The 13,765-nt window shown below is 54.7% G+C and carries 15 protein-coding genes and 1 pseudogene; 9 read left to right on the top strand and 7 right to left on the bottom strand.

All coding sequences use genetic code 11. The annotated features are described in order from the left end of the window. Positions 1-137: 137 nt before the first annotated feature. The 3 genes from K5Y33_RS13205 (at position 138) to K5Y33_RS13195 (ending at position 2,010) form a co-directional block, all read left to right on the top strand. Positions 138-377, top strand: a complete 240-nt coding sequence (locus tag K5Y33_RS13205) for a type II toxin-antitoxin system CcdA family antitoxin (RefSeq protein WP_137387190.1) — start codon at positions 138-140, stop codon at positions 375-377. A gap of 2 nt (positions 378-379) precedes the next feature. Continuing rightward, entirely contained in the window at positions 380-688 is a 309-nt protein-coding gene (locus K5Y33_RS13200) for a CcdB family protein (RefSeq protein WP_137387189.1), read from the top strand. Between the two features lie 131 nt (positions 689-819). Next, the gene (locus K5Y33_RS13195; RefSeq protein WP_222234197.1) at positions 820-2,010 is read left to right on the top strand and encodes an MFS transporter; all 1,191 of its coding nucleotides are present in this window, start codon (positions 820-822) and stop codon (positions 2,008-2,010) included. Here the strand turns inward: K5Y33_RS13195 and K5Y33_RS13190 are convergent. From K5Y33_RS13190 to K5Y33_RS13180, 3 genes are all read right to left on the bottom strand, one after another. Beyond that, the gene (locus K5Y33_RS13190; RefSeq protein WP_110867017.1) at positions 2,003-2,347 is read right to left on the bottom strand and encodes a helix-turn-helix transcriptional regulator; all 345 of its coding nucleotides are present in this window, start codon (positions 2,345-2,347) and stop codon (positions 2,003-2,005) included. The two genes, K5Y33_RS13195 and K5Y33_RS13190, sit on opposite strands and share 8 nt — an antisense overlap. 96 nt (positions 2,348-2,443) lie before the next feature. Beyond that, positions 2,444-3,385: a sugar phosphate isomerase/epimerase gene (locus tag K5Y33_RS13185; RefSeq protein WP_222234196.1), complete on the bottom strand. Its 942-nt coding sequence runs from the start codon at positions 3,383-3,385 to the stop codon at positions 2,444-2,446. Between the two features lie 8 nt (positions 3,386-3,393). Continuing rightward, the gene (locus K5Y33_RS13180) at positions 3,394-4,572 is read right to left on the bottom strand and encodes a Gfo/Idh/MocA family protein (RefSeq protein ID WP_110867019.1); all 1,179 of its coding nucleotides are present in this window, start codon (positions 4,570-4,572) and stop codon (positions 3,394-3,396) included. Positions 4,573-4,977: 405 nt separating this feature from the next. On the opposite strand from K5Y33_RS13180, the gene K5Y33_RS13175 reads away from it, so the two are divergent. The 5 genes from K5Y33_RS13175 (at position 4,978) to K5Y33_RS13155 (ending at position 10,873) form a co-directional block, all read left to right on the top strand. Then, a complete protein-coding gene (locus tag K5Y33_RS13175; protein ID WP_110867234.1) occupies positions 4,978-5,991 on the top strand; it encodes a LacI family DNA-binding transcriptional regulator in 1,014 nt (337 codons plus the stop codon). 17 nt (positions 5,992-6,008) lie between these two features. Beyond that, positions 6,009-6,833 (top strand): sugar phosphate isomerase/epimerase, encoded by an 825-nt coding sequence (locus tag K5Y33_RS13170; protein WP_222234195.1) that lies wholly within the window; start codon positions 6,009-6,011, stop codon positions 6,831-6,833. 207 nt (positions 6,834-7,040) lie between these two features. Further along, the gene (locus K5Y33_RS13165) at positions 7,041-7,769 is read left to right on the top strand and encodes a gluconate 2-dehydrogenase subunit 3 family protein (protein ID WP_222234194.1); all 729 of its coding nucleotides are present in this window, start codon (positions 7,041-7,043) and stop codon (positions 7,767-7,769) included. An 18-nt stretch (positions 7,770-7,787) separates the two neighbouring features. Next, positions 7,788-9,557 (top strand): GMC family oxidoreductase, encoded by a 1,770-nt coding sequence (locus K5Y33_RS13160; RefSeq protein ID WP_222234193.1) that lies wholly within the window; start codon positions 7,788-7,790, stop codon positions 9,555-9,557. Positions 9,558-9,559: 2 nt separating this feature from the next. Next, the gene (locus tag K5Y33_RS13155; protein WP_222234192.1) at positions 9,560-10,873 is read left to right on the top strand and encodes a cytochrome c; all 1,314 of its coding nucleotides are present in this window, start codon (positions 9,560-9,562) and stop codon (positions 10,871-10,873) included. A 261-nt stretch (positions 10,874-11,134) separates the two neighbouring features. Here the strand turns inward: K5Y33_RS13155 and K5Y33_RS13150 are convergent, their stop codons facing one another. After that, positions 11,135-11,599 carry a heme-degrading domain-containing protein gene (locus K5Y33_RS13150; protein ID WP_210080080.1) on the bottom strand — a complete coding sequence of 155 codons (465 nt, stop codon included), beginning with the start codon at positions 11,597-11,599 and terminating at the stop codon, positions 11,135-11,137. 82 nt (positions 11,600-11,681) lie between these two features. After that, positions 11,682-12,032, bottom strand: a complete 351-nt coding sequence (locus K5Y33_RS13145; RefSeq protein ID WP_222234191.1) for a cupin domain-containing protein — start codon at positions 12,030-12,032, stop codon at positions 11,682-11,684. 145 nt (positions 12,033-12,177) lie between these two features. On the opposite strand from K5Y33_RS13145, the gene glsB reads away from it, so the two are divergent. Then, positions 12,178-13,101: a glutaminase B gene (gene glsB / locus K5Y33_RS13140; RefSeq protein ID WP_210080081.1), complete on the top strand. Its 924-nt coding sequence runs from the start codon at positions 12,178-12,180 to the stop codon at positions 13,099-13,101. Between the two features lie 9 nt (positions 13,102-13,110). Here glsB and K5Y33_RS13135 read toward each other — a convergent pair. Together K5Y33_RS13135 and K5Y33_RS13130 are read right to left on the bottom strand one after the other, a co-directional pair. Further along, positions 13,111-13,488: pseudogene (locus K5Y33_RS13135) on the bottom strand (type II toxin-antitoxin system death-on-curing family toxin). Continuing rightward, positions 13,485-13,706 (bottom strand): type II toxin-antitoxin system Phd/YefM family antitoxin, encoded by a 222-nt coding sequence (locus K5Y33_RS13130; protein ID WP_110867236.1) that lies wholly within the window; start codon positions 13,704-13,706, stop codon positions 13,485-13,487. Before K5Y33_RS13130 ends, K5Y33_RS13135 begins: the two are co-directional and overlap by 4 nt. Positions 13,707-13,765: the final 59 nt, after the last annotated feature.

The following is a 13,765-nucleotide window of genomic DNA, read 5'->3' as shown; positions in this document are numbered from 1 at the left end:
GAGCGATGGCGCAAGGTTTACCATGTTTAGAAATTTTAAAAGTCCACAACACGTTAGAAAGCTGCATTGCAGAAAGCGCAGATTTCACCCATACTCACCACACTGATTTATACACGTGTTAACTACACGGGGGATTTATGCCTTCTACAGCCGTAAGACAAAAAAAAACTGTCAGCGTGACACTTGAACCTGCATTACTCGAGCAGGCTAGAGAAGCAGGGCTCAATTTATCCGCCATCCTATCTAAAGCTTTACATTATGAAATTCGCACAACCGAAGCGGAAAGATGGAAGCGTGAAAACAGTGAAGGTTTGCAGGAACTCAATCGCATAACCGAAGAACACGGTTTATTGTCGGATGAATACAGGACGTTTTAGACATGCAATATTTTATTTATCGCAATACCAATAGGAACAGCGAGTACCCTTATCTGGTAGACGTTCAAAGTGAGATTATCGGCGAACTGGCGTCACGAATCGTTATCCCGCTCTACCCTCTAAACCAGTTTAAAAAAAAGCAAGTTGAACGACTTAATCCGGTAATCAAGGTTGAAGGCGAGGAATTTCTGGTCATGACTCACGAAATGGCCAGTGTGCGCGTGTCGCTTCTAGGCGATCAGGTGATGGATGCACGTGTGTATCGCCAGCGGATTAAAGACTCGGTTGATTTTGTCTTTGATGGGTTTTGATACTTTACATCCTAAAAGCCCCTCGTTAGTATTGCCCTCCTTTCAGCAGTTAATCGCCGCTGCGTAAGCGTTAACGTCAACCAACGCACCATAAGCAGACTCGCTCTGCCTCATTGCTATGGTGCGAAAATATGACCCATACCGTTTTATCTGCGAATCCTGCTCTGCGTCGTTCTGGTTTTTTCCTGTTCTTACTGCTGCTGACAGCGGCCAACTTGCGCACGCCTATTACCGCGGTTGGGCCGGTGCTGGAAAACATCCGTATGACGTTTGGCTTGAGCGCCAGTGCGGCGGGCGTGATCAACTTCTTGCCGCTGTTGATGTTCGCTACCTTAGCGCCACCCGCAGCATGGTTCGGCAACCGTTTTGGTCTTGAGCGCAGTTTATGGGGCGCATTGCTGCTCATCACGCTGGGATCGATTCTGCGTATCAGCGGCAGTGAAAATGCGTTGTGGGTGGGAACGATCATCCTGAGCTCGGGGATTGCGGCGGCCAACGTGCTGCTGCCGCCGCTGATTAAGCGTGATTTCACCGAACACACCGCGCGATATGTTGGCTTGTACGCGATGACCATGGCGATCACCGCCAGCATTGCATCGGGCGTGGTGGTGCCGCTGGCAGAGCTGAGTCGCGCGGGTTGGCGACTTTCATTGGCGGTGTGGCTGATTCCGGCGATTATCGCACTGTTAGCCTGGCTGCCTTATCTGAAAAAGCCTGCATCTCAGACCAAAAACAGCGCCAATAGCACATCAACACGCTCACCGTGGCGCGCGGCCTTAGGCTGGCAGGTTTCGCTGTTTATGGCCTGCCAGTCGCTGGTGTTCTACACCTTGATCGGCTGGTTTACGCCTTTTGCGCAAGACAGCGGCATTAGCCAGCTGGAAGCGGGTGGCATGCTGTTTGTCTATCAGATTGTGGCCATCGTTTCGAACCTGGCCTGCATGAGCGCACTGAAAAAAATGCACGACCAGCGGATGATTGGTTTTCTCGCATCGCTATCGATTTTTATCGCCGTCGCGGGACTGTTAATGGCACCGCAATACGCGCTGCTGTGGCTGATTCTGGCGGGACTGGGCGCCGGTGCATCTATGGTGATTTGCCTGTCGCTGTTTAATCTGCGCACCCATGATCATTTGCAGGCTTCGAAATTGTCGGGCATGGCACAGTGCGTCGGTTACGGATTAGCGGCGCTGGGCCCGCTCTGTTTTGGGCTGCTGCATGATGTCAGCGGCAACTGGCAGTGGCCGCTGATGCTGTTGTTGGTGATTGCGGGGTTGCAGATGATTGTGGCTACGCTGGCTGGGCGTGCGCGGGTTATTTAACCTGGAAATCATCCAGCGTGGTGCGGGTCAGGGGATCTTGCTGGGTGGCGCTTAGCAGTGAATCAAGCAGACCCGGGAAACGGGCATCGAGATCGTCGCGCCGCAACGACAGCAGGTTTTCACGTCCAGAGGGTTTCTGCCAGATAATGCCGCCTTCGCGCAGCACGCGCCAGTGATGGGTCAACGTGGATTTGGAGACGCCTTTCAGCAGCGATCCGCAAGTATGTTCGCCGCCGTCCGCCAGAATGCTGATTACCGTCATACGCATCGGATTGCCCAACGCCGCCAGCACATTTTCCAGCCTGATTTCGTCGCGCTGTGGATGGTTTTCCAGCATGGCGTGCCTCTTAATAGTGGGTGAACCACGAATTATCAGGCAGGCAAGGCTCGATGTACAGAACACGGCGAGCGGTTGCCCGCCGTGAATTTGACATTACTGGCTAAGGGTTTGCTTGAGTGCCGCAATTGAGGAGGTTACGCCCGCTTCCACCGACATGGTGAGATCTTCCATTTCCAGCGATACCCAGTCGTTGTAGCCCATCATGCGTACCACCGAGAAGAACTCTTTCCACCACTGCAGATCCTGGCCGCAACCAACGGCAACATAGTTCCAGGCGCGATTGGCGACATCTTCCACCGGTTTGGTTTCCAGCAGACCGTTGATATCCACCAGCCCACGCTCCAGACGCACATCTTTGCCGTGACAGTGATGAATTGCCGGGCCGAGCGCGCGTGCTGCTGCAATCGGGTCCGCGCCCATCCACAGCAGATGGCTGGGATCGAGGTTGAGTCCCACCATCTCACCCACCGCGTCGCGCAGACGGAACAAGGTTTCCGGATTCCACACCAGCATCGAACTGAAATTCTCCAGCGCGAATTTCTCCACGCCGCTCTCTTTAGCGCGTTGCACCAGCCCTAGCCAGTAAGGGATCGCCACTTCATTCCACTGATAATCGAGGCAGTTTTTCAGCGTCGGCGGCCAGCTTACGGTGTAAGTGATCCAGTTTGGAATGGTGTCGTGCGGGCTGGCGGGTGGCAAGCCGCTCATCATGACGATTTTCTTCACCCCCAGTTCTCCGGCCAGCGCCAGCGCGTTTTCCGTATCGCGCTTATGTTTGTTACCTAATTCGCCTGGATCGAGCGGATTACCCGACACATTCAGCGCCGCAATCGACATGCCGCGGCTCTCCAGCGCCTGCAACAACTCTTGACGCTGCGTGGCGCTGCCGAGCAACGCTTCGGTACGCAGATGCGGCGCTGGTGACCAGCCGCCGGTCGTCATCTCAACGCCGTAAACACCTAGCTCCAGCAACTTATCCAGCATCTGTTCAAACGGCAGATGACCCAGGCTATCGGTACAAAACGAAAGTTTCATGGCAGTCCTTATTCGTAGTTAACCCAGCTCGCGCCGTTGTCCGCAGAACGCACGCAGTTTTCGATCCAGCGCACACCTTCAATTCCGGCGTTAATATCGGGATAGATCAGGTTATCAAGCGTGGTTTGGTCGCCCTGTTGGGTGGCGTGGATGGCGATAGCAAATTTCAGATAGATATTGGCCCAGGATTCCGCCAGACCTTCAGTGTGCAGCGCGCCCAAACGTTCATCGGCCAGGGCGCTTTCATGCAGGTACGGCATGCCGTGATGCATAATCTGATTCGGCTGGCCTTGCACTTCATATTTCAGCTCGCCTGGGTTGTAGTCGCTCCACTCCAGGCTTGCGCGCGAACCAATCACACGAATACTTTGGCTGTCCATCGAACCGGCATTAATCGATGAGGCCCACATGCGCCCTACCGCGCCGTTGTCGTAATGCATCAGCACCATGGCGTTATCTTCCAACGGCGCGCGCGAGGGAATGAAGCTTTGGCGATCGCACAGCAGCGATTTCACTTTCAGTTCTGGCAACACCAGCTGGGAGATGTAGAAGGTGTGCGTAGAGATATCGCCGAGCACAAAAGACGGACCGGCAATCTTAGGATCGACGCGCCATTTTTGCGCTTCGCTAAATTTGTCGGCGCTGTCATTAGCGCTGAAGCCGTGGGTGTATTGCAGCTCCACCATGCGCACATCACCAATTTCGCCGTTGGCGATCATCGCCCGCATCTGCATCAACAGCGGATGGCCGGAGAAACCGTAGGTCACGCCAACGATTAGCCCTTTTTCCGCCGCTAATGCTTTAATTTCCAGCGCTTCGGCGGTAGTGAAGAACAGCGGCTTTTCACAAATGACGTGAATACCGGCATTCAATGCCGCTTTGGTGATCTCAAAATGAGTGCCGTTTGGCGTGGCGATGGACACCACTTCAACGCCATCTTCACGCTTCGCCTCTTCGGCCAGCAGCTGCTGATAAGTGGCGTAGCAGCGATCCGCATCGAGCCCTAAGTTGACACCGAAATCGCGGCCACGCTCGGCATCGATATCAAAGGCGCTGGCCACCATCTGATACGCCGTGTTATCACGCAGCGCACCGCAACGGTGTTTATAACCCACCTGGCTGAGACGGCCGCCACCGATCATGGCCCAGCGCAGTGGGCGTGGAATACTCTTTTCACCGATGAGCATAACAACTCCTGTTTACTTTGCACTCGGGTGCAAAATGGTTTGAGGTAAGAGATCAGAGATTAATTTTTAGCGTTTTACTGTTTTGCTACCGAGTGCAAAATAAGCTGCACACGACAGGTAAAAACGAGATTTGCTTTGTAGTGGTGAGCAAAATGTCAGCTAAGACGACTTTTTAGTCAATCTGGCAAAGTGCAAATCAGCGAAATCGATCACAAAAAGTTAATGAAATGCACCTGATTGCAAAAAACGTTGCAATCGGGTGCAAAGATCAAACATAATCGCAACATCCTAAAAACAGGGTTATTTGTCGCGCTTTACGCCAATTGCGTGCGCTTAGGTGTTTATTTTCCGTTGGGTTTCACGTTCAATGCTGGGGGTCTCCGCTTTTTCCCCTATGCAGGTGCTATGAGTAAACCAACCGCAAAATCCCACAAAGCCACCGCCAGCGATGTGGCAAGACTGGCTGGCGTCTCGAAATGGACGGTATCGCGTGCCTTTACGCCCGGTGCGTCAATTTCCGAGAAAGCGCGCGAACGCGTAATCGCGATTGCCACCGAGCTGGGTTATCGCCCTAACCTGCTGGCCCGCAGCCTGTCGCAGAAGAAGACACAGATTATTGGCGTGGTGATCGACGAGCTTAAAAATCCGCACTCGATGCTGATGCTCGACACCGTCACCCGCCAGCTACAGCAGCGCGGCTACATGGCGCTGCTGCTGAATATTGGTAGCGGTGAAAACTACCGCGCGGTGCTGTCGCTGGCCGATCAGCTGCAGGTCGATGGCATGCTGTTTCTCGGCACGGTGCTGAGTGATGAGCTGGTCGCCGTGGCGCGTGAAATGCACCACATTCCGCTGGTGCAGGTGTGCCGTAACAATGACGAGCCGGATATTGAAGTGGTCAATATCGACGGCTTGCAGGCGGGCAAACAGCTGGGCGAACTGCTGCTGGCGCAAGGTTATACGCGCATCGGGTACATGATGGGCCCTGCCACCAGCAGCCATCACACGCTGCGTTTGGAAGGTCTGCAACTTGCGCTGAACCAAGCTGGCCTGGCGCTGGAAGTGCTGCTCACCGCCGGTGAATACGCCCGCGAACGCAGCTACGCGGCGTTGACTGAGTATCTCAACGCGCACGCGCCCGATCAGCGGGTTGAAGCGCTGTTTTGCGAAAACGATGTGCTGGCGCTCGGCGCGCTGGCGGCCTTACGCGAAGGTGCAGGCAACAAATTCATGGCGGTGGTGGGTTTCGATGACATCGATGAAGCCAGCTTGCCCAGCTGGCAGCTCACCACCTTCAGCCAGCGTATTGATTTGATCATCACTGAAGCCCTGAACCGGCTGATTGATGAACGTGCCACTCCGGGTGGCGTTTGGTCTCAGGGAGAATTGCGTATTCGACGCTCTCACCTGAAGCCGTGAGGTAACAAGGAGGAGAGATGAAGTTGTCGTTGCATGGCGTGTCTGTTTGGTACAGCAATGCCGTCACTCAGTTACGCATCGCCCATGAGACTGGCTTTAGCGGGCTGGAGATCCTGCCAGAACATCTGTATCGCTATCTGGATAACGGTGGCAGCTATGCTGCCTACCGCGATCTGATGGCGAAATACAGCGTCGATATTACCTGCATCAATGCGCTGAAACGTATTGGCCGCCATGAGCCGGAAGCGCGAGCTGAGCTGCTGCGCGAAGCGGAAAAAATCTGCCAGGCCGCGGTGGAACTGCGTTGTCCGGTGGTGCAAATCATGGCGCTGACCGAACTCGATCACCTTTCCGCCGCCGAGCGTGATGTCATCCTGCTGAAGAATATCTCCGCCATCGCCGATATCGGCGCACCGCACGGCATCAAATTCCAGATTGAAGTCGTCGCCTTTACCGCGTTCAATTCGCTGCAACACGCGCTGGATCTGATTAAACAGAGCGGCAAAGACAATCTTGGCGTGGTGGTAGATTTCTGGCACCTGCATGCCGGCGGCGGCACCACGCCGGCAGAAGTGGCGCGCATGGATAAAGATCTGATTTACGGCGTGCATTTCTGCGATGGCCGCGCGGCCAAGCCGGGTGAAGCCTGGGATGAGTGGGTACAGCGCGACTACGCACCAGGCCAGGGCGATGTGGATATTGCCGCCTGGGTGGCGGCGGTAAAAGCTACCGGCTACGACGGCGTTTGGTCACCGGAACTATTAAGCCCGCAAAACTGGGAAGACGATTTGTGGGATATTTCCCGTCACTGCTATGAAGATATGAATAAATATATTCATTAACATAAAGGAAGCCCGATAAACGGGTTTCCCGTAAATACGGTCACCATAAATGGCGACCGTATATTTACCCTACCTCTGAAAAAAACAATTACGAACGCAGATTCGTCGCTAGCGCCTGCGCGCTATTTGCGCACGGTCATTGCGTCTGAAATATCTGAACGTCGTGCTCTGTCAATATTCATCTGTTGAAGTTTAAGGGATAAAAGTATGAACCGAAGAGAAGCGCTCTTTTCGCTCAGTGGAATTGTGGCATCCCTCGCTGTCGCGCCGCAGCTACGGGCGAAAGAGCTGCACAATGTCCCGCTGGAAACCCAACTCAGCACCGATCACCTGCCGCAACCGGCATGGCAAGATGGTTATCAGGTGCTCACCAATCCGCTGGATCGCCAGAATCTGGCAGCCATCTTTGACCGCCTAATCCCCGCCGATGACCTTGGCCCGTCCGCCAGTGAAGCGGGCGCGATTGAATTCCTCGATAACCAGTTAGCCGGTGATTATGGCTCTGGCGCGGCGCTCTATTTGCAGGCGCCGCTGCATCCGGAAAATGAAGCGGCATTGATGGGCAGCCCGCAATTTCTTACCCCGCCAAAAGCGCGCTACTTAACCGGTTTAGCCGCGCTGGAAAAGTGGGCGCAGCAACAGCATCAGGCTTCATTCCATACCTTATCAGCTGAACAGATCGATACATTCCTGATAGCAATGGAAGACGGCAAGATCGATTTAGGAAAAGACGTGAATAGCCAGGCGCTGTTTGAATTAATGCTGCAAAACGCGCGCGAAAGCTATTTAGCGGATCCGATTTATGGCGGGAATAAAAATATGGTGGGTTGGAAGATGATCGGTTTTCCCGGCGCACGCTATGACTATCGCCCTTATATCGAACGCCGCAACGAAAATCTGGCGCTTATTCCCGTCAGCCTCATTCCTAACGATTAAATAGCCGGAGCTGAGTCAATGTCATTAGTAAGAAATAAAGCTGACGTGGTCATCGTCGGCTTAGGTTGGGCCGGTTCGGTGATGGCGGAAGAGCTCACCCGCGCTGGACTTAACGTGGTCGCCATTGAACGCGGTGCCTGGCGCGATACCTCGACCGATTTCCCGGTCGCCATTGATGCCGATGAACTGCGTTTCCACACGCGCCGCAAAATCCTGCAGCCGATGAGCGTGGAAACCACCACCTTCCGCAACCGCAGCGATCAGCTGGCAGCGCCGGTACGTAACTGGTCAGCGTTTCAGTTTGGCTGGAACGTTGGCGGTGCAGGCACGCACTGGGCCGGCATGTCATGGCGCTTTACGCCGTGGGATTTTGAAGTGGCGAAGCAAACCCGCGAACGTTACGGCGCGAAGAAGATGCAGGGTTTGCAGCTGCAGGATTGGGGCGTGACCTACGACGAAATGGCGCCATTCTACGATCGCTTCGAGCGTATTGCGGGCACTTCCGGTATCGCGGGCAATCTTAATGGCCAGCCGCAAAAAGGCGGCAATATCTTCGAAGGCCCGCGTTCACGCGACTATCCAACCCCGCCGCTGAAAGATACGCACTGGATGAGCAAGTATCGCAAAACCACCGAAAGCATGGGGTATCACCCGTTCACGGTGCCGGCCGGTAATCTGTCGCAAGCTTATGTCAATCCGCTCGGCGTCAGCATGGGTCCGTGCACCTATTGCGGCTTCTGCGACTTCCACGGCTGCGGCAACTTCTCCAAGTCATCGCCGCAAGCGTGCATTCTGCCGGTGTTGATGCGCCGTCCAAACTTCACGCTGCTGACCGAAACGGAAGTGTTGCACGCCGTAAAGCATGACGACGGTAAAACGGTGAAAGGTGTGAAATTTATCACCCAAGATGGTGTGGAGGGCTTCCAGCCGGCTGATATCGTCTGCATCACAGCTTATCAGATGGATAACGTGCGTCTGATGCTGCTCTCCGGCGTGGGTGAACAATACGATCCGCTGACCGGTCGCGGCACCATTGGCCGTAACTACAACTATCAAACCTGCTCCAGCGTCACCGGCTTCTTCGATAACGAATACATGAACCCGTTCATCGGCGGCGGCGCATTGGCGGTGCAGATTGATGACTTCAACGGCGATAACTTCGACCACAGCGATCTCGATTTCATCGGCGGTGCGGGCATCATGGGCTTCTCCACCAACGGTCGTCCAATTCAGAACATGAACGGCCTGCGTCCCGGCACCAAACGCTGGGGCAGCGAGTGGAAAGCGGGCTACAAGCGCGATTACCAAACCGCCGGTACCATCTTCTGTCAGGGCACCTCGATGCCGATGCGCGAAGCCTATCTCGATCTCGATCCCAATTACAAAGATCGTCACGGCCAGCCGCTGATCCGCACCACATTCGACTGGAACCAGAACGATGTGCGCATGGCGAAATTCGTTACCGATCGCGCCATCGACATCATGAAAGAGACCGGCGGCCAGCATATCGTGGTGGATAACCAGGCGGAGAAGAGCTGGAATCCGTACCAGCAGCACAGCTCGCACACCATTGGTGGCGCGGTGATGGGCAGCGATCCCAGCACCTCCGCACTCAATCCCTATCTGCAAAGCTGGGATGCGCACAACCTGTTTGTGGTCGGCGCATCCGCCTTCCCGAACAACGGTGGTTATAACCCGACCATCACCATTGGTGCGCTGGCGGTGCGTGCTGCGCAGGCGATCCACCAGAAGTACATCCATAATCCGGCACCGCTGGTGGGGGCGTAATCATGGCGAAAGCAAAGAAAATTACCTACACGCTCGCCGCATTGGCGGTGATTGCGGGCATCGCGGCGTCGGGCCGTTTGTGGGTGGTGTTAGACAGCGCGCGCTCAAACGTTGCCGACGACAACGTGCAGTTGGCCGATTTCCACAGCAATGACGATGCCGCTATTAAACGCGGTGAATACGTGATGCGCCTCGCCGACTGCGCCGCCTGTCACAATGCGGACTTCTCCGGCGGCTACACAATCGATACGCCTTTTGGCGCGCTGCAGACGTCGAACATTTCGCCGGATCGTGAAACCGGCATCGGCAACATGACCGAGCGCGATTTCTTTAACGCGGTGCGTCAGGGACGCGGCGAACACGGCTTCCTCTATCCGGCGATGCCGTACACCGCTTATACACAGATGAGCGATGATGATATGCACGATCTTTGGGCCTACTTTTCGGCACAAAAACCGGTGCACAACGCCATCGATGAAAATGCGGGCATGAATTTCCCCTACAACATTCGCCTGGCGATGGCTGGCTGGAACCTGTTGTTCTTCGATAACAGCGCGTTCAAGCCGCAAACCGCGCAGAATGATGAGTGGAATCGCGGCAAGTATATTGTTGATGGTCCGGCGCACTGCAGCGTCTGTCACACCGCGCGCAACGCGCTGGGCGGCGAAATCAGTAGCCACTATCTGCAAGGTGGCAATCTGGGAAGCTGGTACGCGCCGGATATTACGCCGAATCCTCATGCTGGCATTGGCAAATGGAGCGACGCGCAGATCGCTGACTACCTGAAAACCGGTTCGAACGGTGCAAGCGTGGCGGCGGGTCCAATGGCCGAAGCGGTCGAGCACTCGACGCAATATTTTAACGATCGTGATTTGCACGCTATCGCCACTTATCTGCGCAGCTTACCGGCTTCTTCCACGCCGCAAGCCGCCGGATTCGTGATGGATAAAACCCGTCACGATCGGGCCGCACTGCGCTATGAAGTGGATTGCTCGGCTTGTCACGGGTTGTCGGGTGAAGGTATCACCGGCATGGTGCCCGCCTTTGCGGGCAATGGCGCGATGCAGAACGATCCCACCAACATGATCCACGCACTGCTGGACGGTGCCCGCGCGCCGCACACCGCAGGCCGACCAACGTCCGCAGGCATGCCGGCATTTTCCTGGAAGCTTAACGATCAGGAGATGGCCGATGTACTGAACTACGTGAGGAATTCGTGGGGTAATCAGGCTACCGAGGTGAAAGCCAGCCAGGTCGCCGATCTGCGCAAAGCCACCGGCGCAGGCGCTAAGCTGAAAGTACTGGTGATGAAATAGCGTTTCTTCACCGAGCTTCTGGTTACCTTTCAGCGTCGTTGCTGGTCGCTAACCAGCAACACTTTCAGGATACAAGGGTTGCCATTTATGGCGTAATGTTCGTCAGTTAAGACATGAAAAACCCTCATTACCGAGAGCACACACTGTAGCGGCGCAATTTATTGCGCGATAAATCGCGCCGCTACGGAAGGTGCGGTAATGTGATATGGCGCTTAACAGCCAGGCATTACGCCATTTATGGCGATCTTTTTTATAAATCCATCAGCGCAGCAGCTGAGTAATCCCCCACAGCGCTAACGCATGATCGTCTGCAGACGGTAAACCGCTGATGGTGACTGCACCAATAATCGCGCCCTGAGCAGTGAGCAGCGGGAAAGAACCACCGTGATCGGTGTAATCTTCCTGGCGGATATTGCGCTGCTGCGCCATACGCTCGCCCTTCTGTTCATTCATAAGCCCCACATACATCGAAGAGTGGCCGGTCAACAGCACGGTATTACGCTTACGACGCATCCATTCCAGATTTTCTGGGGCGGATCCTGGCAACGCCGCCAGAAACAGCACCTGACCAAACGCATAGACTTCGATAGCCACAGGCGCATTGTCTTCACGCGCGCGCTGCTGGATGCTTTGGCCGATTTGCCACGCTAAATCGAAATCAAACTGCGGTAAACGATGCTCGGCTTCCTGCTGCTGCAAGGTTTCTAAGGACGGCAGCGATGACATGATAGAATCCTCTCAATTTGAAATAAATTTTCCATATTTTATATCATGGAATGAATTTTTCGCATGTGATGAGGTTCTCACTTCAGATTGTGCTAACCGGAATCGCACCGTAATGCACCGCGAGCCACACCGTTGGGCCCTTGCTGTCGGTCCAGTTGACGCGATGGCGGCAGCCAGCTGGGATCTCGACAAAATCACCGACCTGCAAGTGACGCTCCTGCGTTTCCCCTTCCAGCTGCAATCCTGCCGATCCTTGTAACACCAGCACCCATTCCCCTTGCCTCTGGCAGTACCAGAAATCGGGCGGACTGGCTTGTCCGGTAGAAACGATGCGTTCAATATGCAGATTGGGCTGCGTCAGCAGCGCTTCAAACGTCTCTGCGTTGCCGTTCTGTGCGGCGGCGGGGAAATCGCGAAACAGGTTAGTTATCATCGCGCGGGCTCGACATTTAATGAAATCAGCCCGCACTGTAACGCAGGCTTCACCCAGAAGGCTCACAGAATTTTGCGCCGCCGATTGACGCGCTGCGCGCAAATCACCATCATCCTGGCCAATATTGGTTACACGGAGTGTGAAGGTGTCGGAACTCAGTAATGCATTGCTAGAAGAGATTGTCAGCGAAGTTCGTCCGCTCACCCAGCAGGGAAAGGTGGCGGATTACATTCCGGCGCTGGCCGACGTGGATGCCGATCAGCTCGGCATCGCCATTTGCACGCCCGACGGACGCTGTTTTCAGGCGGGCGATGCCGCGACGCGCTTCTCCATTCAGTCGATCTCCAAAGTGCTGTCGCTCAGCGTGGCGCTTACCTTGTATGAAGAGGGTGAAATCTGGCAACGCGTCGGCAAAGAGCCGTCGGGACAGGCATTTAACTCGCTGGTGCAGCTGGAGCTGGAACAGGGCAAACCGCGTAATCCGTTTATCAATGCCGGTGCGTTGGTGATGTGCGATCTGCTGGAAAGCCGCCTGACAGCACCACGCCAGCGCATGCTGGAAATTGTGCGCCGTCTGGCGCAGCAAAATGACATCCATTACGACCGCGTCGTCGCGCGCTCCGAATACGAACATTCGGCGCGCAACGCTGCCATCGCCTGGCTGATGAAATCCTTCGGCAACTTCCATAACGATGTCAGCAAAGTGATGGAAACCTATTTTCACTACTGCTCGCTGGCGATGAGTTGCGAAGAACTGGCGCGCACCTTTCTCTATCTCGCCAATCATGGCCGCACGCAGGATGATGAATCGGCGGTGATCTCACCGCGCCAGGCACGTCAGGTGAACGCGCTGATGATGACCAGCGGCATGTACGATGGTGCCGGGGAATTCGCCTGGCGCGTGGGCATGCCGGCGAAGTCGGGCGTCGGCGGCGGCATTGTCGCGGTGATCCCCGGTGACATGAGTATCGCCGTCTGGTCGCCGGCGCTGGATCATTCGGGCAACTCCTTAGCGGGCACCGCCCTGCTGGAGAAACTTACCGAGCGATTGGGTAGATCGATTTTTTAGACAATGTGGTTAGTGTGATCCGAAGAATGCGCGCAATTGGTTTGCCAGATAAGGCACTCCGGCTTCGCCAGTTGCTGCCATGACCGTCAATTCGACTAATTCAGGCCGGTCATGTACGCGTATTCCATTACGCTTTAAAAACAACATGGTTACGTTAAGCGAGGTTCTCTTATTCGCATCGGCAGAAATATACCCGCGTGAGATTGCCACCCACTAGGTTGCTGTAAGCTCAAAAATATCCTGAATCCCTTCGTAATATTCACGATTAATAACGCGGGTAACAATAGCTTCTGCTCTTCCGGGATCGGGCATTCCTGCAACACCGGCATAACGCTTTAAAAGGTAATCGTGAAGTGCGATAACCTCCTCAGCAGAAACGTGAATCATCTATCTGTTAACGCTTTATTAGATGCATCAAACTCACCCATTAACTCTGCGAATTCAGCATCCAGTACGGCTTTTCGATACGCCTCGAAACTGGCTTTGCTGATGACAACCGCTGAGTCACCGCTGCGTCGAGTAATTTCAACGGCCTCGCCTGCAATCGCCTGGTCCAAAACCTGAGATAAATTCTCTCTGGCGCTGGTATAAGTAAACTTGTTCATAATACCTCCAACATGTACAGGTGAAAGGTACTTCTCTTGACCTTTGTCATCAATGGTAT

Source organism: Pantoea sp. DY-17 (genome assembly GCF_019795975.1).
GTDB classification, from domain to species: domain Bacteria; phylum Pseudomonadota; class Gammaproteobacteria; order Enterobacterales; family Enterobacteriaceae; genus Pantoea; species Pantoea leporis.
The sequence above is the reverse complement of the archived record's forward strand: the minus strand, read 5'-3'. Positions and strand labels throughout refer to the sequence as shown.